16 protein-coding genes and 4 pseudogenes are annotated in these 22,600 nt (G+C 69.0%); 11 read left to right on the top strand and 9 right to left on the bottom strand.

From position 1 onward, the window contains the following. Nucleotides 1-7 precede the first annotated feature (7 nt). Nucleotides 8-604: a TetR/AcrR family transcriptional regulator gene (locus tag ACZ4K2_RS00225; RefSeq protein ID WP_467477532.1), complete on the bottom strand. Its 597-nt coding sequence runs from the start codon at nucleotides 602-604 to the stop codon at nucleotides 8-10. 105 nt (nucleotides 605-709) lie between these two features. Here ACZ4K2_RS00225 and ACZ4K2_RS00220 point away from each other — a divergent pair, with 105 nt between their 5' ends. The 4 genes from ACZ4K2_RS00220 (at nucleotide 710) to ACZ4K2_RS00205 (ending at nucleotide 7,725) form a co-directional block, all read left to right on the top strand. Next, nucleotides 710-2,272 carry a class I adenylate-forming enzyme family protein gene (locus ACZ4K2_RS00220; protein WP_467477529.1) on the top strand — a complete coding sequence of 521 codons (1,563 nt, stop codon included), beginning with the start codon at nucleotides 710-712 and terminating at the stop codon, nucleotides 2,270-2,272. A 28-nt stretch (nucleotides 2,273-2,300) separates the two neighbouring features. Then, nucleotides 2,301-3,476, top strand: coding sequence for an acyl-CoA dehydrogenase family protein (locus ACZ4K2_RS00215; protein WP_467477527.1), 1,176 nt, complete (start codon nucleotides 2,301-2,303; stop codon nucleotides 3,474-3,476). A 34-nt stretch (nucleotides 3,477-3,510) separates the two neighbouring features. After that, nucleotides 3,511-5,379 (top strand): alkyl/aryl-sulfatase, encoded by a 1,869-nt coding sequence (locus ACZ4K2_RS00210; RefSeq protein WP_467477524.1) that lies wholly within the window; start codon nucleotides 3,511-3,513, stop codon nucleotides 5,377-5,379. 1,458 nt (nucleotides 5,380-6,837) lie between these two features. Then, entirely contained in the window at nucleotides 6,838-7,725 is an 888-nt protein-coding gene (locus tag ACZ4K2_RS00205) for an ACP S-malonyltransferase (RefSeq protein ID WP_467477522.1), read from the top strand. A gap of 518 nt (nucleotides 7,726-8,243) precedes the next feature. On the opposite strand, the gene ACZ4K2_RS00200 is transcribed toward ACZ4K2_RS00205, so the two are convergent. Beyond that, a complete protein-coding gene (locus ACZ4K2_RS00200) occupies nucleotides 8,244-8,804 on the bottom strand; it encodes a hypothetical protein (protein WP_467477520.1) in 561 nt (186 codons plus the stop codon). Nucleotides 8,805-9,302: 498 nt separating this feature from the next. On the opposite strand from ACZ4K2_RS00200, the gene ACZ4K2_RS00195 reads away from it, so the two are divergent. The 6 genes and pseudogenes from ACZ4K2_RS00195 to ACZ4K2_RS00170 form a co-directional block, all read left to right on the top strand. Beyond that, nucleotides 9,303-9,629 carry a hypothetical protein gene (locus tag ACZ4K2_RS00195; RefSeq protein WP_467477518.1) on the top strand — a complete coding sequence of 109 codons (327 nt, stop codon included), beginning with the start codon at nucleotides 9,303-9,305 and terminating at the stop codon, nucleotides 9,627-9,629. 34 nt (nucleotides 9,630-9,663) lie between these two features. Next, nucleotides 9,664-9,841: pseudogene (locus ACZ4K2_RS00190) on the top strand (molybdopterin-dependent oxidoreductase); the annotation flags it as partial. Further along, nucleotides 9,841-10,593 (top strand): annotated as a pseudogene (locus tag ACZ4K2_RS00185) (FAD-binding oxidoreductase). The pseudogenes ACZ4K2_RS00190 and ACZ4K2_RS00185, both read left to right, overlap by 1 nt. A 29-nt stretch (nucleotides 10,594-10,622) precedes the next feature. After that, nucleotides 10,623-10,910, top strand: a complete 288-nt coding sequence (locus ACZ4K2_RS00180) for a DUF6510 family protein (protein WP_467477516.1) — start codon at nucleotides 10,623-10,625, stop codon at nucleotides 10,908-10,910. A gap of 124 nt (nucleotides 10,911-11,034) precedes the next feature. Continuing rightward, complete coding sequence (locus ACZ4K2_RS00175; protein WP_467477514.1) at nucleotides 11,035-11,469, top strand: fluoride efflux transporter FluC; 435 nt, start codon at nucleotides 11,035-11,037, stop codon at nucleotides 11,467-11,469. Between the two features lie 99 nt (nucleotides 11,470-11,568). Further along, a pseudogene (locus ACZ4K2_RS00170) lies at nucleotides 11,569-11,913 on the top strand (hypothetical protein); the annotation flags it as partial. Nucleotides 11,914-12,099: 186 nt separating this feature from the next. Here ACZ4K2_RS00170 and ACZ4K2_RS00165 read toward each other — a convergent pair. The 7 genes and pseudogenes from ACZ4K2_RS00165 to ACZ4K2_RS00135 all read right to left on the bottom strand — a co-directional run bounded on the left by ACZ4K2_RS00165 (nucleotide 12,100) and on the right by ACZ4K2_RS00135 (nucleotide 19,984). After that, nucleotides 12,100-12,426, bottom strand: coding sequence for a hypothetical protein (locus tag ACZ4K2_RS00165; RefSeq protein WP_467477512.1), 327 nt, complete (start codon nucleotides 12,424-12,426; stop codon nucleotides 12,100-12,102). A gap of 478 nt (nucleotides 12,427-12,904) precedes the next feature. Continuing rightward, a complete protein-coding gene (locus ACZ4K2_RS00160; RefSeq protein ID WP_467477509.1) occupies nucleotides 12,905-13,408 on the bottom strand; it encodes a hypothetical protein in 504 nt (167 codons plus the stop codon). A 554-nt stretch (nucleotides 13,409-13,962) separates the two neighbouring features. Next, on the bottom strand, nucleotides 13,963-14,424 hold the full coding sequence (locus ACZ4K2_RS00155) for a cupin domain-containing protein (RefSeq protein WP_467477507.1): 462 nt from the start codon (nucleotides 14,422-14,424) through the stop codon (nucleotides 13,963-13,965). A 151-nt stretch (nucleotides 14,425-14,575) separates the two neighbouring features. Beyond that, a pseudogene (locus ACZ4K2_RS00150) lies at nucleotides 14,576-14,874 on the bottom strand (helix-turn-helix domain-containing protein); the annotation flags it as partial. Nucleotides 14,875-14,921: 47 nt separating this feature from the next. After that, complete coding sequence (gene ilvB / locus ACZ4K2_RS00145) at nucleotides 14,922-16,703, bottom strand: biosynthetic-type acetolactate synthase large subunit (RefSeq protein ID WP_467477504.1); 1,782 nt, start codon at nucleotides 16,701-16,703, stop codon at nucleotides 14,922-14,924. A gap of 717 nt (nucleotides 16,704-17,420) precedes the next feature. Continuing rightward, nucleotides 17,421-19,082: an FAD-binding dehydrogenase gene (locus ACZ4K2_RS00140; protein ID WP_467477502.1), complete on the bottom strand. Its 1,662-nt coding sequence runs from the start codon at nucleotides 19,080-19,082 to the stop codon at nucleotides 17,421-17,423. Nucleotides 19,083-19,084: 2 nt separating this feature from the next. Then, nucleotides 19,085-19,984 carry an alpha/beta fold hydrolase gene (locus ACZ4K2_RS00135; protein WP_467477825.1) on the bottom strand — a complete coding sequence of 300 codons (900 nt, stop codon included), beginning with the start codon at nucleotides 19,982-19,984 and terminating at the stop codon, nucleotides 19,085-19,087. 1,140 nt (nucleotides 19,985-21,124) lie between these two features. Between ACZ4K2_RS00135 and ACZ4K2_RS00130 the strand changes: the two genes are divergently transcribed. After that, nucleotides 21,125-22,498: a transcriptional regulator gene (locus tag ACZ4K2_RS00130; RefSeq protein ID WP_467477500.1), complete on the top strand. Its 1,374-nt coding sequence runs from the start codon at nucleotides 21,125-21,127 to the stop codon at nucleotides 22,496-22,498. Nucleotides 22,499-22,600: the final 102 nt, after the last annotated feature.

The following is a 22,600-nucleotide window of genomic DNA, read 5'->3' as shown; positions in this document are numbered from 1 at the left end:
GACGCGGTCAGGCGGGCCGGTCGAACCCGGTCGCCCAGTAGCGCCCGCGCAGTGCCAGGTCGAGGAGCATGCGCACGACCTCCTCGGCGGGCATCGGCTCCGTCTCGTGCTCGACCCACCACTGGAGCACCGCCACCTGCTCGCCGACCCAGGCCCGCGCCAGCAGTCCGGCGTCGATGCGCGGCTGGACCGCGTTGCGCTCGGAACGGCCCCGGAACTCGGCGGCGGCGACCCGGGCGCACGCGTCGGTGAACATCCGCAGCGGCTTCCCGTCGCCCTCGCCGCGCAGCACGATCCGGTACAGGTCACGCTCCTCGCGGGCGTGCGCCAGCATCCGGAGCACCGGCTTGCCGGTGAAGCCGACGGCGCTCTCCGCCACCGCCGGCCGCAGCCGCTCGTCCAGCTCGTCCAGCAGGTCGCGGGTCACCCGGGCGAACAGCTCGTCCTTGTCCCGGAAATGGCTGTAGAAGGTGGCGCGCGCCACGTCGGCGCGCTGGGTGATGTCCTCGACGCTCAGCGCCGTGAACCCCTTCTCCAGCACCAGTTCCACCAGGGCGTCCCGCAGGGCCCGCCGGGTCTTGCGGATACGTCTGTCCTCGGCCATCCCCGCATTCTACGGACTCTTGACAGTCCATGCGTTTCCGAACAGCCTGTCTGAAAACATTCACGAAGTCGTCCAGTGATCGCCCATCGCCCTTGGAGTCCGTCGTTGAACCTCGGCATCTACCTCACGCGCAGCGCCCGCCACTGGCCCGGACACCCCGCCCTGGTCTGCGGTGACCGGACGTGGACCTATGCCCGGCTGGAGGAGCGCGCCAACCGCCTGGCCGCCGCCCTCGTCGCCCGGGGCATCGGACCCGACGACGCGGTCGCCTCCCTCGCCTGGAACCGGGGCGAACTCGTCGAGGTCGAGTTCGCGCTCTACAAGGCCGGTGTGGTCCGCGTCCCCGTCAACGCCCGACTCGGCCGCGGCGAGATCGAACACATCCTGCGCGACGCTCCCGTCCGCGCCCTGGTCTTCGACGAGGCGCACCGCGAGGACGCCATGGCGGCCGTCGCCGCGTCCGGCACCGGCTGCCTGCCGGTCGCCCTGGACCCCGCGCCCGGCGACGCCGGGATCCTCGCCTACGACGAACTGCTCGCCGAGGGGGACACCGGGCCCGTCGCCGTGGACGTCGACGAGGACACGCCCGCCGTCCTCAACTTCACCTCGGGCTCGACGGGCGCGCTGAAGGCGGCCGTGCAGACCGCCGGCAACCGGCTCGCCAACATGCGCAAGACCCTGATGAACGACGAGTCCCGGCCGCGCCCCGACACCCGGTACCTGGCCTGCGGCCCCATCACCCACGCCACCGGCATGGTCCTGCTGGCCGGCGTCTTCGGCGGCTCCACCACCCACGTCCTGCCCGCCTGGAGCGCCGAGGCGTTCCTGGACACCGCGGAGCGGGAGCGGATCACCGACACCTTCCTCGTGCCGGCCATGCTCAACGCGGTCCTGGCCCATCCCGGCGCCGCCGGCCGCGACCTGTCCGCCCTGCGCAGCGTCCGCATCGGCGGCGCCCCCGTCTCCCCGCGGCGGCTGCGCGACGCCGTCGCCCTCTTCGGCCCGGTCGTCGCCCAGGGCTACGGGCTCGCCGAGACCACCAGCGTGGTCGCCGGCCTCTCCGGCGCCGACATCGCCCGCGCCGTCACCGAGGACCCCGAACTCCTCCGGTCCTGCGGCCGGGCCGCCTACGACACCGAGATCCGGGTCGTCGACGAACAGGGCCGCGTCCTGCCGCCCCGCGAGGTCGGCGAGATCATCGTGCGCGGACCGGACTGCGTCAGCCGCTACTGGCGCGCCCCCGAACTGTCCGCCCAGACCTTCCGCGACGGCTGGGTCCACACCGGCGACCTCGCCTGGATGCGCGAGGACGGCTACCTGTTCCTCGTCGACCGCAAGAAGGACATGATCATCTCCGGCGGCTTCAACATCTACAGCACCGAGGTCGAGACCGTCCTGTACGAGCACCCCGCCGTGCAGGAGGCGTGCGTCATCGGCGTACCCGACGACGAATGGGGCGAGGCCGTCAAGGCGGTGGTGGTGACCCGGCCGGGCACCGAGGTCACCGCCGCGGAGATCACCGGCTTCTGCGCCGCCCGCCTGGACCGCTTCAAGAAGCCCCGCTCGGTCGACTTCGTCCCCGAACTGCCCTACAACCGCAACGGCAAGCTCGACCGCAAGGCCGTCCGCGAACCGTACTGGGCGCACACCGACCGCCGCGTGAACTGACCTTCCCCGACCCCCGGAGCCCCGCGCCATGACCTTCTCCTTCCGCCCCGTCCCCGACGACCCGTACCTCGCCGACCTGGTCGAGCGCCTGCGCGGCTACCTGGACGGCGAACTCGCCGCCCACGAACGGGACAACGGCCTCACCCACGACTCCCGCCTCACCCGCGCCGACCTGGAACCGGTCTGGAAGCGCAGCCGTGAACTGGGCTTCTACGGCATCCACCTCCCCGAGGAGTACGGCGGCCGGAACCTGACACCCACCCAGCTCGCGGTGCTGAAGGAGGAGGTCGGGGCCTCCGGACGGGTCCTCGGACACAGCGTCCTCGGCGACATGGGCGGCCCGCTGCGGGCCGGCGACATCCTCCGCCACGCCACCCCCCACCAGCGGGACACCTACCTCCTGCCCTTGGTCCGGGGCGAGCGCGCCTGCTGCTTCTCCCTCACCGAGACCGACGCCGGCTCCGACGTGCGCGCCATGCGCACCACCGCCGTCCGGGACGGCGACTCCTACCGGCTCACCGGCCACAAGGTGTTCAGCTCCGCCGGCCCGTTCGCGGACTTCGCCATCGTCGTCGCCCGCACGGCCGGCACCGAGGACACCTACTCCGCCTTCTTCGTCGACCTCGACAGCCCCGGCTGCCGCGTCGTGGAGGGCGCCACCCCCATGTCGGGCGAGCACATCGAGAGCGACATCGTCCTGGAGGACTGCCGCGTCCCCGCCGCCAACCTGCTGGGTGAGGAAGGGCGCGGCCTGCGCATCGCCCTCGGCCGGGTCACCGTCAACCGGCTGCTGCACTGCCCGAGCGCCCTCGGCGCCGCCCGCCGCGCCCTCCGGCTCAGCCGCGACCGCGCCCTCACCCGCACCGTCGGCGGCCGGCCCCTCATGGAGCTCCAGGCCATCCAGCACAAGCTCGCCGACATGGCCGCCGACCTCTACGCCGCCCGCTCCATGACGTACGCCGCGCTGGCCGCGCTGGACCGGGGCGAGGACGTGCGCACGGAAGCCTTCCTGTGCAAGCTGTTCGTGGCCGAGGCCGCGTTCCGCATCCTCGACCAGGCCGTGCAGATCCACGGCAAGGAGGGCCTGACCCAGGGCAACGAGATCGAGTACCTGTTCCGCAAGATGCGCATGTTCCGCATCCTCACCGGCACCTCCGAGATCCAGCGCAACGGCATCGCCCGGCAACTGGCCACGCTCACCTGACCCGCCGCCCCGCACCCCCACCCGAGGACACCGCATGCCCGGTACCACCCCGCCCCCCGCCGCCCCCGCCGACCAGGACGCCGCCGACGCCGACCGGGGCTTCATCGCCAGGCTCCGCCCCGGCGTCGTACGCGACGCGGACGGCCGTACCGTCTGGGACGCGGACGCGTACGCCTTCCTCGACGCCGACTGCCCGCCCACCGCCCACCCGGGCCTGTGGCGGCAGAGCCGGCTCACCGCGCGGCAGGGCCTGTACGAGGTGGTGCCGGGCGTCTACCAGGTCCGCGGCCTCGACCTGTCCAACATCACCTTCGTCGAGGGCGACCGGGGAGTCCTCGTCATCGACCCGCTGATCAGCGCCGAGGTGGCCGCCGCGGCCCTCGCCCTGTACCGGGCGCACCGGGGTGACCGCCCGGTCACCGGCGTCCTTTACACCCACTCGCACGTCGACCACTTCGGCGGGGTCCGGGGCGTCGCCGACCCGGCCGACGCCGCCGCCGGACGCCTCCCGGTGCTGGCGCCCGCCGGGTTCCTGGAACACGCGGCCGGCGAGAACGTCATCACCGGGCCCGCCATGTCCCGCCGCTCCGTCTACATGTACGGCACCGCGCTGCCCACCGGCCCGGACGGCCAGATCGGCTGCGGCCTCGGCCAGACCACCTCCCGCGGCAGCGTCGGCCTCATCGCGCCCACCACCGACATCCGCGCCACCGGGCAGAGCGAGACCGTCGACGGTGTCCGCATGGTCTTCCAGCTCACGCCCGGCACCGAGGCTCCGGCGGAGATGAACATCCACTTCCCCGCACTGCGCCTGCTCTGCGTCGCCGAGAACGCCTGCCACACCCTGCACAACGTCCTCACCCTGCGCGGCGCCCTGGTCCGCGACCCCAGCGCCTGGGCCCGGTACCTCACCGAGACCCTCCGCCTGTTCGCCGACGGCACCGACACCGTCTTCGCCTCCCACCACTGGCCCACCTGGGGCCAGGACAGGGCCGCCCGGTTCCTGGAGGAACAGCGCGACGCCTACGCCTACCTGCACGACCAGTGCGTACGCCTCATCAACTGCGGGCACACCGGCGCCGAGATCGCCGAGGAACTCCGCTTCCCGCCCGCCCTGGAGCACGCCGCCCACATCGGCGGGTACTACGGCTCCCTCAGCCACAACGCCAAGGCCGTCTACCAGCGGTACATGGGCTGGTTCGACGGCAACCCCGCCCACCTCTGGCAGCACCCGCCCCGCGAAGCCGCCCTGCGCTACGTCGAGTTCATGGGCGGCGCCGACGCCGTGGTCGCCAAGGCCCGCACCTCCTACGAGCGGGGCGACCTGCGCTGGGCCGCGGAGGTGCTGAACCACGTCGTGTTCGCCGACCCGGAACACGCCGGGGCCCGTGCCCTCCAGGCCGCCACCTTCGAGCGGCTCGGCCGGGGCGCCGAGTGCGGCCCCTGGCGCAACTTCTACCTCACCGGCGCCGCCGAACTGCGCGACGGCGTACGCGGTGCGGCCGGACGGGGCGCCCCGGACATCGTCGCCGCGCTGACCGCCGAACAGATCTTCCGGTCCATGGCCGTACGGATCGACGGGCCGCGCGCCGCCGGGGCCGGCCGGCTCCTGCTGCGCTGGGAGATCGCCCACCCCGGGCGGCAGACCCCCGAGACCTGGACCCTGCTGCTGTCCAACGGGGCGCTCACCCCCATGCCCGGCGACGCGCCCCGCGGCGAGGCCCCGCACGCCACCCTGCGCCTGGACCGGGCGGTACTGGACGACGTGGCCGGCCGCCGCACCACCCTCGCCGACGCGGCCGGCACGGGCCGGATCACCATCACGGGTGACGTCGGCGCACTCGTCACCTTCGGGGGACTGCTGCACCGCCCCGACCCACGGTTCGCCGTCGTCACCCCGTGACGAGCGCCCGGGCCCCGGTCCGGCGCCGGCACGGTCCCGTCCGCCGACGCGGCCGGCCGGCCCGTTGCGGGCGATGCCCCCGCCGACGACGATCGGGGTGACGCCCGGGGCCGTGGCCATTTCACCGCCGCCTGCCGTACTTGTTCCGGATCCCCCAGGCGAACATGCCGACGACGAAGGCGAAGCGTCATGCGGGAACGCTGGACCGGCAGGCCACCGCGTCGTCGGGAGCCCGGTGCGTGGCGGTGCGCATGCGGGTGCGCACGGCCTGGTGGCCGGTGCGGCTGCGGCCGCGGGTGTCGAAACGCGACGACCGCCCACTTCGGCCCGGTCGTCCCGCAGGCGCACCAGCACGCACAGCTCGTACGGGATGCGCTCCACCCGGCCCCGCTCGTCGAGCACGGCCGCCCGCCACTGCGCAGGCACCACCTCCCTCAGCGGAATCCGCTCCGCCTCGTCGAAGAACGCTCCCTCCTTGGTCGACTGGTCCAGATAGCGGGTGAGCAGGTCGATCGCGTCCATCACCGGCCGGTAGGCGGTGTCGTTGCACTTTAACTCCATCGCCTTAGCAGCGACTTGCGGATCCGCCGGCAGTGCGCCGACTACGCCGACCGCAGCACCGTGCGCAGCCTGGCCTTAGGCCAGCGGCCCCTCTTGCAGGACCACGGAAAACATAACGGGGGAGGTGTACGCAAGGACTCCGAGACCCTTCTCCATAGGCGCATGGCTCCAGATATGTGATCGCCCGACCCTGATCGATCGCCGCCGGAGCCCAAGCAGGCGTCCACCGCGTTCTCCCTTTTCGAGAGTTGGGTCGCTCGGCTTGCCCCTCCCGTGCTGTGCAGCGACCTGAGTGAATAAGCACCGTGCGTGTGGCCACAGGTTCGCTTGCATCACCTGCGGCACGGGCCAGCCTTCGCATGTGCCGCAGCTCGACAGAACAGCGCTTTTGTCTACCGAGAGCAGCCCCACGTCATCCATTCGCCGTCAGTGCATCCGGAGCGGTAGCGCGATGAGAAGTGGACAGCAAGCGGCCCGTGTCCCTCATCCGGACGACCGGCTGATCTTTCAGGGCGACATTTCGGAGAGTTCTGCAAGCGATAACCGGAGATGATCGAGAATGGAGTATCACTTGTCCTTCCCCTCTCGGTACCAGCGGAGTCACGGGCGGTCCGGCTCTCCGGGCATGCCTTCGCGTCCCGCTTCGCGCCATGCCGTCGGTGGACCGATCGGCGCTCCTCCACAGCGGGGCCCGGCAGGAGGTGTCCTCACGTCCTCCGGCATGACGGAGACCTCAGCCGGCAGTCGAGTGCGGAGCAGCAGGTTGCGACTGCCTGCCGTCTGGGCCGGTGAAGTTGTCAGGGTGGTCAGCATGCTCTCGACCCGAGGCGACGCTACCGAGCATGATGGTGGCAACGCGAGCGTAGCCGGGGCGCAGTTGCCGATCGAGGCTCGCTTATGACCAGCGTCCTTGTCTTCTCGGGTCTCGGCTGTCAGCGACCTGGTATGGGTGCGACCTTGTTCGATCGGTATCCGACGATGGTGGAACAGGCCGATGAGGTTCTCGGATATTCACTGCGCACACTTTGTGCGGGCGATCCTGAACGCCCTCTCTCCTGTCTCCTATATGCTCAGCCGGCTGTCTTCGCAGTCAATGCGATGGCCGGCCGCCAATGGGTGGATACCCGAGGTGCGGAACCCCATTGTGCACTCGGGTACAGCTTGGGCGAGTTCAACGCCCTCGTCGCTGCACATGCTCTCAGCTTTCGTGACGGGCTGGCCTTGGTGATGCAAAGGGCCCGGCTGACCAGTGCGGTCGATGGCGGAATGGTCGCGGTCACAGGGCTGACCGTCGGAGAGATACGGGCCTGCCTGCGTTGGCGGTTCATGGACGGGCTGGACATCGCCGCCGTGAACGCCCACCGCGAGGTGATCCTTGCAGGACCCCGCATACAGCTCGGAATCGCCGCTACGGCACTGCAGACGGTGGGCGCCGACCGCGTTATTCCCCTCGGAGTCTCCGTACCTTTCCATTCCCGGTACATGTCCGAGCCTGCTGGGCGTTTCGCCGAAGTTTTGGAGCGTGTCACCCTGAAGAAACCGGCCTTTCCTGTTGTGGCGAACCGCACTGCTCGACCACACCGCTCGAATAGCATGTTCGTCCATCTGTCGGCTCAGATCGCCGACACCGTACTGTGGGCCGACTCTCTCAAGTACATTATGACGCGCTATCCGGGCTGCGTATTCCAGGAAGTGGGTGGGACTGGGAAACTCGTAAGTAAGGATAGGGATGGTCGACTCGCGCAGCCCAGTGCTCCACTCGTCACGCCCGTACGATGGGAATGAGCCGACCGCATGCCCACTGCCGGACGGTGGCCACTGCGGTCGGCGTACGGCTGCCGGTCCTGCACCGCTGCACCCCCGAGCACCACGCCGCGCTCTACCGCCTGACCCCGGACCGGCCCTCGCCGGCCCCGCCGCGGCTGTGCCGGGGACCCACCAGCCCACCGCTGCTCACGGCCCTGCACCGCGCCGACGCGTCACGGCTGTGCGCGGAAAGCGGCGCGGTGGGGATGCTGACCGCGGCGGCGCGCTCGATCGGCGGACGCGACCGTCTTGCCCTCACCGGAACCGTAGGCGCTCGGCCGGGCGGCGGCGCCGGTGACCGACAGGCATCGCGTTCGACAATCCTTCCCTGCCTCCATTCGGATGTAGCCGATCAGACAGCCTCCGCCGAGATCCAGGAGACCCGCCGCGTTCGCGACGCTCGTACATGCACGGGGCACATCACATCATCAAGGCGCCCGACGGCGGCCTGAACTCCTTGACCGTGTCTCCTGCCCGGAAGGGGCTACGCCGTGGCTTCAGACCGGCGCGATGACCAAGCTGGCGTTCCCGTTCGTCTCTTCGAGACCGGTCGTGGCACAGGCCGTCAGGCTCAGTTGCGGGATGACCACGATCTTGCTGGCGGAACTGCCCTGGCCGAGACCGGAGGTGATCGACCCTATGGCAGTGACCGTCGCTGTTCCGTCGGCGGCGCGCACCACAGTGGTGCTGACATAGGTGGCGGTACTGGTCTGGCCGGTATTCCAGGTGTACGTCTCCGAAGAGGCGGCGGTCGGGGGAGTCAGGGCGAGGAGACAGCTGAGTTCCGCCACGCGGGAGGCGGTGGCCGTTCCGCTGCTGACTCCCGTGAGCAGTGACGTGCAGCCGAAGTTGTTCGTGACGGTGGTCTTCGTGGTGCGCAAGGTGTTGATCAGAGGCGGGTCGTAGGTGACGTTCGAGGAGCCGACGAGGCAGGCGATGTCGACGCCGGCCGCATGTGCGGCGGGGGCCACGAAAAAACTCCCGACGCTCAGGGTGAGCGCTGTCGCCAGCACAGCGGACAGATGACGCGGGACGAACCTGGAAAAAGCAGCACGCATGGGGTTTCTCCTCCTTCGGTGCAGATGGCGCCGCTGCGAGCGCACGTGAACGACAAGCCCCCACGAGTCAGGGAGCGGAAACGCATGGCTCTCCACAGCGCCAGCCGCGCGGGAACCGCAGTCACGGCGGTACCGAGTACCGTCCCCGCAAGATTCCCCGTGCGCCATGGCCCAGATGGAGGGTGCGGATACTCCCTATGCGGAACACACCCCGTGCGCGGGCGACCGCGACGCCTTCCGCACGCTGCACCCAGCGGGCGTTTCTCCACGCACGGCCGCAGACCACGCCACGGCGGCATGCCGTTCGCACGGCAAGAGAGAACACCTGCTGTTCGGGGAGACACGAGTCGACTGTGTGGGACGCGCCCGGCGCAAACCGTTTGCTGTACGAGCGCCCCTCCGATGGAGCTATGGCACTCTCCTACGGCCTCCTTGACCCTCCAAAAGAGACGGGCGAGTCGTCCTGCGCCCACCGTGCCCCGTGGAGGAACCATGCAAATGTTCATACGCGCTGTCATGACGGGGGCCATCGTGCTCGCCGTGACGACTGCGTCCGCCACGTCCGCGACCGCGACCGCGCAGACCGACGCCAACGGCACCTTCTACTTCTCCGGACTGATCGGCGGCGCCGGCCAGATCAACAACCCCACCCTCGGACCCTGTTACGTCGTCGACCTGCTCTCGGTGAGCGGCACCAACAACACCGATGCCGTCGCCACCGTCTACAGCGACGTCAGCTGCGTCGTACAGGGCTTCCGCATCAATCCCGGCAACTCCTTCAACAACTTCCAGTACGCCTCGGTCAAATTCAGCGCCGTCGAGTAGCGCCCAGTGCGACGAAGAGCAGCCCGGCACCGCCGCACCGACGCACGGCGGGCCGGCCCGCCTGCTGGTCCCGCACCTGTACTTCTGGAAGTCGGCCAAATGGGTCAAGGGCCTGCGCCTGACGCTCCAGGACGAACCGGGTTTCCGGGAGTCCGCCGGCTACCACGACTACGGAGACCCGTGGCGCGAAGCAGCGCGCCTGGAGGGACTGATGAGCACGCCGGACACGCCGGGCCACCCGGCCACGCTCGCGCGGCCCGGGCGATGGTACCCGGCCCGGCTCGTGGAACGGGAGAAGCAGACGGAGACCGGAAGGACCCTCCGCTTCGACGTGCCCCAGTGGCCGGGCCACCTGCCGGGGCAGCACGTCGACGTCCGGCTCACCGCCGATGACGGCTACCAGGCGGTGCGCAGCTACTGACTGGCCCGTCCCGCCGACGGCGGCGTGGTCGAACTGGGCGTCCAGGCGGTGCCCGGCGGTGAGGTGTCGCCCTACCTCGCCGATGACCTGCCGGTGGGCGCGCGGATCGAGATCAAGGGCCCGCTGGGTGGCTGGTTCGTGTGGGACGGTGCGGCCGACACTGCGCTGCTGCTGCTGCTACTCGTCGTCGGCGGCTGCGGGGTGGTACCGCTCATGGCCATGCTGCGGGCCCGCCGCGACACCACCACCGCAACACCCTGTGCCCTCCTCCACTCTGTACGCGAGCCCGACGAGGTCTGGTACGCCGACGAACTCGGCACACCGCGGCCCCACGAGTCCATACGCGTGCTCTACCCCCGCCGGGCGCCCGTCGGAGCGGGCTGCCCGGCCGGCCGCATCGCCCTGGACCACCTGGAGGGCCTGCCATCGCCGGGCGCTCGCTGCTAATTCTGCGGTCCGACCGGCTTCGTCGAACGCGCCGGCGACCTCCTGCGGGCCGCCGGACACCCCGCCGGCCGGATCCGGACGGAACGCTTCGGCTGAACCGCCCCCGTACCCGTCAGGGGAAATCCGTGCACCAGTCCTTCCCCCGGCACCTCGACGGAAACGCACTGGCCGGGCCGCTCGCCGACGCGTTCGCCGTCGATCCCACCACGGCCTGGCGCCTGTGCCCGACCTGCCGCATGCCGGCGACCCTCGGGCAACTGCACGTGTACGGCCCGGGCCCGGGCCTCACCGGCCGCTGCCCCGGCTGCGCCGACACCGCTGTCCGGGTCGTCACCCAGCCCGGCTTCCTCTGGCTTCAACTGGGCAACGGCGGCGGAGCTTTCCGTCTCAGCGTGCCGACGGCTGCGCCGTGACCCGGAACCCGGCGACGCCGCGGACCCCGGCCGGTCGCCGACCCGTCGCCTCCTGAAGGGCCGGTCCACCGGCGGGAGCGGTCCCTCCTCGTCACAGGCCGCACCGCCCCGCGAAGCCCGGACGATGCTGTCCCCACGGCTGGTCTCGCGCCTTCACCACACGTATGACGCTCCTGGTGGCGGCAGGCGGCGCGGCCGGAGCGGCGGCGCGCGCCGGAGCCGACCTGACGGGCCCCGCGGCCGGAACGGGATCTCGTGGACGACATGGGCCGTCGATCTGGCCGGCTGCGCGTTCATGGGCATGCTGATGAACCTTCTGAGTCACAAGCCCGGCCGCCGCCCGATGTGGGCGGGCCCGGTACCGGGCAGCGGGTTCCTCGGCGGCTTCACCACCTTCTCGGCCTTCTCCGCCGACGTCCGCCGCCTGTTCACCGACGGGCACGCACCCACCGCGGTCGTCCGTGCCGCAGCCACCGTCACGGGCGCACCGGCCCCCACCGCGGCGGGCGCGGCACTGACGGCGGGCCTGCTGGCCCGGAACACCCGGAGTGGCCGGTGAGGGCCTCGGCCGGGGCCGGGCCCGCGCTCGGCGCGGCCCTCGCCTCACCGGTCCGCTACTGGGGCAGGAGCCGCCGCGAAGCCAACGCTTCGGCGTCCCTTCCCGGCCGAGACCTTCGGCGTGAAGTGCGCCGCGTGCCCGCTGCTCGACATCACACTGGAGGAGACGTGGGTCCCCCGGGCCCGGGTACAGTCGCTCATCCCGCTCGGCGTCTGCGGCGCCCTGTCCACCTGGTCCACACTGGCCTGGGAGACGACCGATCTGGTGCGCACCCACCGGCCCGGTACAGCCGCGCTGCATCTCGCGGCGAATCGCCGTGGCACCCTCGCTCGCGGTGGGGCAGATCACCGGACACGCATCCAGGCACTGGGTCCGGCTGCGACGGCACCGAGGCTGAGATCGACCTCGCCGTCCTCTCCACCCGTCTGCTCCGGATCGCCCTGACGCATCCGGACTGCGGACCGGAGCGCCGGTCCTCCTCCCTCTTCCCCAACGGGTTCCGGCAGCTCGCGGCAGTCCCACTGCCAGCTCGAAACCAGCCGTCCTGAGAACGGCGGGTCCCGGTGGCGCTGGTCCGCGACGTCCCGCCTGTCACGCAGCCGGCCACCGGACACCCGCCAGACCGATGTCTCAAGGCCGTACGAACCGGAAGGATTTGAAGACGAAGGTGACCGTGCTGCCGGGTGAGACCGGGTTGCCGAGCACGGCACAACTTGTATCGGTGTAGAGGATCACGGTGGCGTCCGTCTGGTTGTCGACGCTCGTGCCGACGGTCGACACCAGCTTGCAGGTGCCGAGTTCGGGGTCGACGGCTTGCTGGCTGCCCCCGACCAGATCGGTGTAGTAGAGGGTGCCGTTGGCGTGGTCGGTGGTGGCGGAGGCTGGCGCGGCCAGCAGGCCGATCGCCGCCAGGGATGTCGCTGCCGCGACTGCGAGTGCGGTACGGGTGATGCGCATAGCTGTCTCCTTCGACAAACCTGGTCCCTCCTACGGTCCCAGGGCTCGGATTTCCTGCCAGGAAGGCGCCGGGTCACGGGAAAGCGCGTGCTCCGGCGGGGTCCGACGCGGCAGCCGCAGCTAGCGGCAGGGTCGGCCGGTCCGGACGACATAACGCCGTGAACGGTTTGCGGGCGGTGCAGGTGCTGATGTCGACACCGGCGGAGCGGAGCTCGCCGGTGCAGGTCCCGGCTCCGTCGAGCAGGACGTCGGAGTCGGAGACGACCAGGGTCGGCGGCAGGCCGCTGTGCCGGATGGCCACCTAGGCTGAGCCCGACCGCTGCCAGGTCGGCCCCAGCCACCTTCCCGGGCGGGAGGCCGGCCGTTTCCCGGGCGTCCAGGCGCTACTGTCATGGTGCGGTGAGCGAGGTGCCGGAAGCCGCAGTACGGCAGGCGCGTCCAGGTCGCGCGGCAGGCTACGACCGTTGCGCCGCTGCGGTCAGGGGAGGATGGTGAGTGTCGCCGGACCGGTGACGCTTTCCACTCCGGTGGTTGCACAGGCAGTCAGGCTGATTTGCGGCAGCACGACGACCTTGACCACGGCGCTGCCCTGTCCGAGGCCGGTCGTGACAGATCCGGTAGCAGTGACTTCGGTGGTGCCATCTGCTTCCTTGACCACATTCGAGTTGTTGAACGTGACGGTGGAGGATTGCCCCGTGTTCCAGTAGTAGGTGAACGTCGATGGTGCCAGCGGCGTCAGCGACAACAGACAACTGGCGGGAAATACCGTGCTGGACGTGGCGGTGCCGCTCGACACGGCCGTGAACAGCGAGGTGCAGGAGAAGTTCTCCGTGACGTGGTTCGTGACGTTCTGCGTCGTGTTCGTGACCGGTGGATCGTAGTCCACGTGGGAGCTGCCGGTGCACTGGATGCCGACGGGGGACTGTTCTACGGCGCCGGCTCCAGGAGCAACCGCGAGTCCGGCTAACGCGAGCACGGCCACGCCGATCACCCTCAGCGCCGGTACGGGGGGACAAAACCGCATAGCCATTCCCAGAAAGATGGGCGGGACGTCCCACTTTGAGGCGTCTCTCACCGCTGAAGAGAAGGTAGGGTCGTTCTACGCACATGGCCATAGTCACAATCGGCCAGTGCGAACCCTGTGAACGAGGCCTTGCTCTGCGTCATACCGGGCCCAGAGCTGTGCGCAGACCGCGGCGTCATCCGAGGTCAGTGAGTTCATGACGATGTACCAGGACGCCGTGATCCATCACCGAGATGATCTTCGCAGGCGGACCCTGGCAGTTGGCCGAGTACGTCGGTCACGCCACCCCGCACGGCCTGCAGCAGTTGCTCTCCGTAGCCGATGGGACAGCGACCTGCGCGACGGGGGGCTGGCCCCATCGGCGCCTCTGCGGCTGGGTGAGTATCGGAGGGGGCACCGGCGAACGCTCCGGCATCCGCGACGCGTCCGGTGCGGAATGTGCTGGCCCGCTGTTGCCGACATGGCTGCGGGGCCCCTTCATCGCATCCCGTGCCGTCCAGTTGCCCGGACGCCTATCCCTGTTCCGTGTTACCGCGCCGGTGAGGGGCGAGAGGTGCCTCCACCTGGATGGCGAGGGGGCTGTCGGGAGTGGGCTGGAAGTAGATCGCGTGCATCACGAGTGGTGTGTCACCGAGGTTGGTCCCGATGTGTACGTGCTCCGCACCGCGTGCCTCCACCAGGCAACTTCCGGCAGCGACGGTCTCGGCTTCCAGGTCCGCGTAGGTGTGGGTGAGAACACCTTGGGTGACGACAATGAGCAGACGACCGGGATGGTAGTGCCAGCCGGTCGTGCCGCCCGGGGGTATGACAATCCTACGGACGGTCACGTACGTGACGTCGTCGGCTAGATCGGGCAGGGCGTCGTGGAGGAGCCCGCGGGCGAGTCGTGTGTGACGGGCGGCGGGTGCCTGTGGTGGAGGGAACGCCGCGCGGAGGGCGTCCGCATCGGAGGGCGGATCGGCCGCGTCAGCCACGTGCAACTCCGTTCAATCGAGGGGTAGCTGCTTGTAATCTTGTGACGAAAATGGCTGGTTTCTAGAGGTTGTCCTGTATGGGATGTGGGTTATCCGGTGAGGGTCAGATGCCGAGCATGGCCTGGTCAGCGTCCTTGTCCTTGAGTCAGGTGCGCGGCCGACGTGCCGGCGAGACGGCCGGCGGAGGTGCGAGGTGATCGAGGATCCGGTCGGCCACCGACTTCGAGACCCCGAACAGCGGCGCCACCTGCCGCAACGTCAGGTTCGTGCGCCAGTACGTCGTCACCAGCAACACCCGGTCCTCCAACGACAGCCGCCATGGCGGGCCACGCTGCACGTCACACCCTCGCGACGCCGCACCAACGCCACCAACCTGGCGAAACGCGACCCGGTCAGCCCGGAGAACGGATCGATCCACTTCGGATCATCTGCTGAGAGCACCCCACCCATATCCAACCAACGGCCCCCCCACCAGCTAGGGGACAACGGGACAACCTCTAGGAGTCTGGGCCGAAGTCGGGACGGAGACCACGCGCGATCAAGATCTCGTCGTTAGAGACGCCGGCGGGGACCATCGGCCACACCAAGGCGTCTTTGGCGACGACGAATTCAATCACCGCCGGCCGGTCGCGGACCGCGGAGGCGGCCAGCACGGCGCGGTCTACCTCTTCGAAACGATCGCAGCGGTAGGCGGCGCAACCATAGGCGCGGGCCAGCGCGGTGATGTCAGGGCTGGTCGGCGTGAAAGACGAGTCGAGATCCGTCTCGATGAAATTCTGCTCGTGCATCAGATCCTGCCATTGGCGCACCATACCGAGAGAGGCGTTGTTGAACACCGCTACCTTGACCGGCAGGCGGGAGTGCACACAGGTCGCGAGTTCCTGACAGGTCATCTGGAATGAACCGTCTCCGTCGATGGCCCAAACCTCCGCGTCGGGGCGGGCCGTCTGAACGCCCAGCGCGGCGGGAATGGCGTATCCCATGGTGCCGGCGCCTCCGGAGTTGACGAAGGCACGAGGATAGTCGTGCCGGATGAACTGCGACGCCCACATCTGGTGCTGGCCCACGCCAGACGTGTACACGGTGGTGGGCCCCGCGGTGAGGGCCCCCAGCCGTTCGATGACGTACTGGGGCATGAGTGCGTCGGATCGGTCTGGGTAACCGAGCGGGTAGCGGGAGCGGTACTCGTTCAGCCGTTCCCACCATGCCGAGAGCCGCCGCTCGGGGTGTCCGGCGGGCGGCGTGTCTCGCACCTGGCCGATGAGCGCGGTCAGGGCGGCATGGCAGTGGGCGTGCAGGGCCACTGCGGCACGCCGTTTACGGTTCAGCTCACCTCGGTCAACATCGATATGTACGACGGCCGCGCGCGGAGCGAAGGAGTCGAGGTCTCCGGTCACCCGGTCGTCGAAGCGGGCTCCTACGGCCACGACGAGGTCGGCTTCTTGCAAGGCGGCCACGGCTGCGACCGTTCCGTGCATCCCAGGCATGCCCAGGTGCTGACGGTGGCTGTCGGGGAAGGCGCCCCGTGCCATGAGTGTGGTGACCACGGGGAGGTTCAGTAACTCGGCGATTTCACGTAACGGAGCAGCGGCATCCGCCTTGATCGTGCCGCCACCGACGTACAGAACAGGCCGCTCAGCGTCAAGAAGATGCCGGGCGGCCTGTTTGATCAGGCTCGCAGCAGGTTGGGGCGGTTCGTCTGGAGCCGGGGCCTTCCGGCCGGCTGGTGCCGCATCGGTCGTGCCGCCGAGCGCGTCTTTGGTCAGGGATACAAGGGCTGGGCCGGGCCGCCCGCTGAGGGCTTGTTCGATCGCCTCGCGTACAGCATCGGCAGCGTCCTCGGCGCGGGTAACCTCGACCGCGTACTTCGTGATCGGCGCGACGATGGAGCAGATATCGGTCTCCTGGAAAGCCATCGTGCCCAACTGGGAGCTGTCGACCTGGCCGGCGAGGGCGAGCACCGGGACAGAGTCCATGTAGGCGTCCATGAGCGGGGTCACCAGGTTGGTCGCTCCAGGACCCGAGGTGGCCAGACAGACACCCAGGGTGCCGGTGGCCTGGGCGTATCCGGACGCCGCATGGCCGGCGCCCTGCTCGTGTCGGGTGAGTATGTGCCGCAGGTCGGGGAAGTCCGTGAGTGTCTGGTAGATTGGAAGGTTTGCTCCACCGGGGATCCCGAACACCACCCGCACGCCGGCCTGCCGCAGCATCCCGAGCACTTCGGATGCGCCTGACGTCCGGTTGGGAGTGAGGTCCTGTTGGTCGGCCGCTCCGGTCATCCCGGACCTCCTTCGGTGAATTAGTTCTCTCTCCCTGTGATTTAAATGGGTGACACTCCAGTTCACCAGCAACCCGTCATGATTTTATCGAGTAGGCTTGTTTACGCCTTACGTTCGCGCAGCCAGAGTCAAGAGGAGCGCATTTTTTGGTCGACTGACCACCCTGTCTTCCCGCCGATGTTTCCGTGGTGTCGTCCCTTGTGCACTGGTCTTTCACGGAAGTAGAACATGTGTCGTGCGAGCCGGTCACTGCTGAAAATGGGCGCGAGCATGCAGTTCGTCTTGTTTCTGCGCTTGACACGGTCGCCCCGTTCCCATTCTCTGTGGAGAACATAGATTTTTCCGCTGACTCTCGATTGCTGCCGTACGACCCGCTGTACGCGGGCTTTCGCTCGACCTCATGCCTCCACAGAAGCTTCCCCTCGAACCTCGGAGCGGTGGTTGCCCGAAACTGGTGCCGACAAAGATGGCAATTCACCGCAGGCTGCAAGAAGCCTGACCATTTACTTCGCACGGATGTCCCACGCGGGATGAACCACCAGGTCATCACAACCCGATGGTTCTAACTACCGTGTTCCGCTACATTGGGCGTCGATGTCGATCGGGGAACCGAGCAGTTGCCGGGTCAGGCACAGGGGGCAAGGGCCCGCGGTTCGGGGAGGTTGGCCGAGACGACGATGTCCGTTGCGGCGGTCGACACGCGATGGTGGCCGGGGCTCACACCAGGTTCCGTGCCAGGGCTCGGCCGGCGACTCGGCCCGAGAAGATGCAGCCGCCGAGGAAGGTGCCTTCCAGCGCGCTGTACCCGTGTACGCCGCCGCCGCCGAATCCGGCCACCTCGCCCGCCGCGTACAGACCGTCGAAAGTCGTCCCGTCCGGTCGCACCACCTGGGAGTCGAGGGTGGTCTGCACGCCGCCCAGAGTCTTCCGGGTGAGCGTGCGCAGGCGTACGGCGACCAGCGGCCCGTGTTCGGGGTCGAGCAGGCGGTGCGGTGCGGCGACGCGCAGGAGCCTCTCCGGCAGGTACGCCCGCGCGTTGCGCACAGCCATGGGCTGGAAGTCCTTGCTGTAGTCGTTGACGACCTGCTGGTCGCGGGCCACCACCTCCCGCTCCACGCGCTCGTGGTCGAGGAGGCTTTCGGACGTGAGGGCGTTCATGGCCTCCACCAGCTCCGGTAGCGTCCGACGGACGACGATGTCCTCGCCGCGTTCGAAGAACGCACGCACCGGAGCCATCGTGCTCTTCTTGAACCGCTGGAGCAGCAGCACGCAGTTCTTGCCGGTCAGGTCAGGATTCTGGTCAGAACCCGACAGCGAGAATTCCTTGTCCACCATCAAGTGGGTCATGATGAGCCACGAGTGGTCGTAGCCGGTCAGCCTGAGGTGCCGTAACGTCTCCAGGGTCGCGTGGCTGGGGAACAGCGGAGGAGGCAGTCGCCGCCCCGTGGCGTCAAGCCACAGAGGCGATGGGCCGGGCAGGAGGTGTACTCCGTGGCCGGGCCATACGGGGGCGTAGTGCCTCAGGCCCTCGTTGTAGAACCACATGCGGTCGAGGTTGACCACGGAGCCACCGGCCCGTTCGGTGATCTGGAACATCCGCCCGTCGACGTGTGCGGGTACCCCGGTGAGCATCGACGCCGGCATCGGTCCGAGGCGGTCGGCGGGCCAGTGGGCACGCACCAGGTCGCGGTTGGCGCCCATGCCCCCAGAGGTGATGAGAACCGCCTGCGCGCGTATCTCGAACGTCCCCGTCTCCTTTCTCGAGGACGGCACGCCGCGGGGTTCTCGTGACGGTTCCAGAATTACGCCCCGCGCACCCACCGCACTGCCGTCCTCGATGACGAGGTCGTCCACCCGATGCCTGTGCCTGAAGGTCACCAACCCGCGTGCGGCCGCGGCGAGCACCGGCCTTCGGAATGTCCGCACGACCTCCGGTCCGCTGCCCCAGGTGTAGTGGAGCCGGGGGACGGAGTTGCCGTGACCGGTGGCCGTCCCCGTCCCCCGCTCGATCCAGCCGACGAGCGGCAGCAGACCCAGCCCGAGCCGGTGGACGTACGCGCGTTTCTCCCCGGCGGCGAAGTCCACGTAGGCCTCGGCCCATCGGCGGGCCCAGCCGTCCTCGGGGTCGCGATCATGCCGGGCCGAGGCCAGCCAGTCGGCCAGTGCGAGTTCGTGGGAGTCCTTGATGCCCAGCCGCCGCTGCTCGGGGCTGTCGACGAGGAAGAGGCTGCCTTCGGACCAGTAGGCCTGGCCGCCGAGGTTCGCCTGGTTCTCCTGGTCGACCACGATGACCCGCCGCCCGGCCTGGGTCAGCTCGTATGTCGCTACCAGACCGGCGAGGCCCGCCCCCACCACGATCACGTCCGCTTCCGTTTTCATGGTCACCGCCTTCGTTCTGCCGTCGTCGTGCTGTGGCCGGAGTGACGCAGGAAGGGGCGGAGGGTCTTCAGCAGTTCGCCGGCGGCCTCCGTGGGCAACAGGTGGCCGGTGCAGGGAATGACCTTGAGCTGTCCGTCGGGCAGACGACGGCGCGCGCCGATCCCTTGCCAGAACGGGACGAAGAGGTCCTGCAGGCCCCAGGCCACCAGGGTGGGCATGGGCAGCTCGGACAGCCGTCCGGTGAGCAGGTGTTTCTGCCCCAGGGCCCCGACCGCGGAGCGCTGGGAGCGCAAGGTCGAGGGCAGTGTCTCGGGTGAGGAGACGGCTTTGACCTGGCTGCGCCACCATGCGGAGGGGAGACGCCAGGGACGGGACGCCCCTATCACCGCCACCGAGACCACGAGCAGTCGCGGGCCGAAGGGGAGACGGGGAATGAGGCATTTCGTCAGGTCGCCCAGGGGAGTGACGGCCAGTATCACCATCGCCGGATTGATGACGCGTCCCAGACCGGCTGAGCTGATCAGAACGAGGGACGGTACGTGCTCCGGCCGCTGCAGTGCCATGTGGACCGCTACGGCGCCACCGAACGAGTGTCCGGCGACCGCTGGACGCTCCACGCCGACCGCCCGGGCGAAATTCCAGACGAAGGTGGCCATTCCCGCGGGGCTGGCGTCAGCGATCGGCTCGCTGTAGCCGTATCCCGGTAGGTCCACCGCGACGACCCGGTGACTGGCGGCGAGACCTTTGAGGATTCCGTGCCATTGCTCCGAGACGCTCCCTTCGCCGTGTATCAGCAGTACGGGGGCTCCCTGTCCGGTTTCGAGATAGCGGGTTCGTGTGCCGTCAACGTCGACCCAGCGTTCTCTCGGGGTCTCCCCGCATTCGGGGACAGGCCGTTTCATCATGTACTCCCGTCTTGGGTGTTCCGGCGCGGACCCTCTCCCGCCCGTCGTGGCGCGATGCCATGCCAACGGGGAATGTGTGAAGGACCTCTCGGCACTGGACCGTAATGGGCCGTCCCCGTGTGGAAAATGGTATCGACGCAGTGCCGCACAGGTCCCGTATTCCCAGAATGGTCGGGGGATTTCTTGGTGACCCGCCGGGTGAACGTAACGAACCGTAACGCGGACCTACCGGCCCCGGCAGGCGTGCGGGGTGATTCCGGGTGCGGGACGGAGCCGTGCGCGCGTACGCCTGCTCATGCGCCGGTGTTCGCGGACGTGCGCACCGAGGCGGCACCGTGTCGGCCGTTCCAGCGCCTACTGCTCCGCCCTGCGCGCATCATTGCTCGTCTGCTCTCTCTTATTCCCCGCTTGTACCGGAGCAATGGATGCGCGCGCCCCCGCGCGCCCCCCTGGAAGCATTGTGGAGCACGCGCTTGCCCTCGCATACGCCTCAGTACTACCCCTCCGGCGCGCTGCGTCAGGAAGAGAGTCTTCCCTTCCGTGCGCCGACGTGGGGTTGTTGCATCGAATGTGTGTTTGCCGTGCACTGGTTCGAGACTCGGGTGCCGCCGGAACGCGTCGCGCTCGCTGCTGCCGGCCGGTTCGGCACGGTGAGAGGAGGGAGTAGGGCCGTGGCCATGGGCAGACCGCAGGAGGGCTCTGTTCAACAACCTGGACGACCGGCGGAATGTGCTTTCCCGGTGTCCGCTGCCCCCGTCCGTCCGTCGAGGTGCCCTCATCCCACTTGGGATATGCGGACGAGACCGTGGGAAAGCATCGGGTGGATTCGCTGTTTCCTCGACCTCCGCTTCTCCGCTCCGAGGAGCGTTCGTTCCTCATCCTGTCTCCGAGGCACCGCCTTCACGCGGTTATCCGGAGTTTGTGGAGCGATTCGCGAAACACAGCGCATCCATTCCTTCACGTGAGCCGGCGGAACATGCGGTCCTCGGCCCGGGTTCCGTCGGTACTCGGAGAAGTGGCGCGGCGTCTTGCCCGCCGTTATGTGTGTCAGAACCAGCCAGAAGACTTCTGGTGGTGCTGCCTGGCAACGGGGGTGGGCAGAAAACATCGGTACTGGAACGAGAAGGAGACGAGGCTATGGCCGTGCCACCACGCGGGGGTCGTGAGGCGAACGAACGGCTTCGTGCCGTGATGGAAGCAGCGGGGTGTTCCAGTACGGGACTTGCCCGCCGGGTGAATGCCTGCGGCGCGGAGCAGGGACTTGATCTGCGGTACGACAAGACGTCGGTGGCCCGGTGGCTTCAAGGCCAGCAACCTCGCGGACGAGCCCCCGATGTCATTGCCGAAGCACTGTCGCGCAAACTGGGGCGCATGGTGACCGTCGACGACATCGGGATGAGCGCGGTCCGGGGTGTGGCGCCTACGGTGGGGTTGCGGTTCGAACCCACGGTGGCGGGCGCCCTGCAGCAGGCCTGCGCCTTGTGGCGCAGTGACACCAGGTACGGCAACATCGCCACCAGCCGCCAGTTGGCGACCTCCGTACTCGTCCAGGCCAGCCGTGACTGGCTGATCGCCGAGCCGGACCTCGATGTCGGGATCGAGGGTGTTCCCGCGGTCGGCTCCGGGGACATCGCGGCCGTGTGGGCGACGACCGCGGCATTCACCGACCTGGACCACAAATTCGGCAGCGGAGGCATACGCCTGACCGCGGTACGTTACCTCGACAGTGTCGTCTCCGAACTCCTCGCCGGCCCGTACCGGGAGACGACCGCGCGGTCCCTGTTCGAAGCTGTCGCCCGGCTGACGGAACTCACCGCCTCCATGACGGTGGACACCGGGCAGTTCGGCCTGGCGCAGCTCTACTACATCCAAGCACTGCGCCTGGCGCAGGCAGCCGGTGACCGTCTCTTCGGGGGGTACGTCATGGCCTCGGGGATGGGGCACGTGGCGCTGCAACTCGGAAACGCGAGTGAGAGCGTCCAGCTCGCACGAGTGGCACGAGAGGGAACCCGGCAGCGGATCACCCCGGTCTCGCAGGTCGTCTTCTACTTGACGGAGGCCCGCGGTCACGCCCTGCTGGGAGACGTGGCCGCCTGTGAGCGGGCCGCCGGGCAGGCTCGTGGCGCACTGGAGCGGGACGACTTCGACAGTCAGGAGCGCCCGGACTGGTCCTCCCACATCGGCTACGCCTACATGGCGCAGGAACTGGCCCACTGCTACCACGACCTGGGCAGGCCGGACACCGCCGTGCGCTGGCTTCAGGAAGCACTGCGAGAGGACATCCCCCACAGGCCGCGGCGTCGCGTGCTCAGGTTGCTCCTCCTGGCCTCGGCGGAGCTGCAACTGGGCGAGGTCGAGCGGAGCTGCGACACCGCCACGCAGGCTCTCGGGCTGCTGCGCGGAATACGCTCCGCTCAATGCACCAGACGTCTGGAGGACTTCCGCAGCCGTCTGGAGGCTTCCGGACTCCAAGAGGAGGCTCGTAACCTCCAGTTACAGGCCGACTACTGAACCTGTCCGGCAGCGAGCACGCGAGCATACCGAGCACGGCTTCCGGTGGTCACACGGATACCGGCATCCGTACCGCCCCTGAGCGAGCGCACGACTGCCGGC

This window comes from Streptomyces sp. NPDC025833 (genome assembly GCF_055558055.1).
This window is presented reverse-complemented; position numbering and strand designations above follow the sequence as displayed.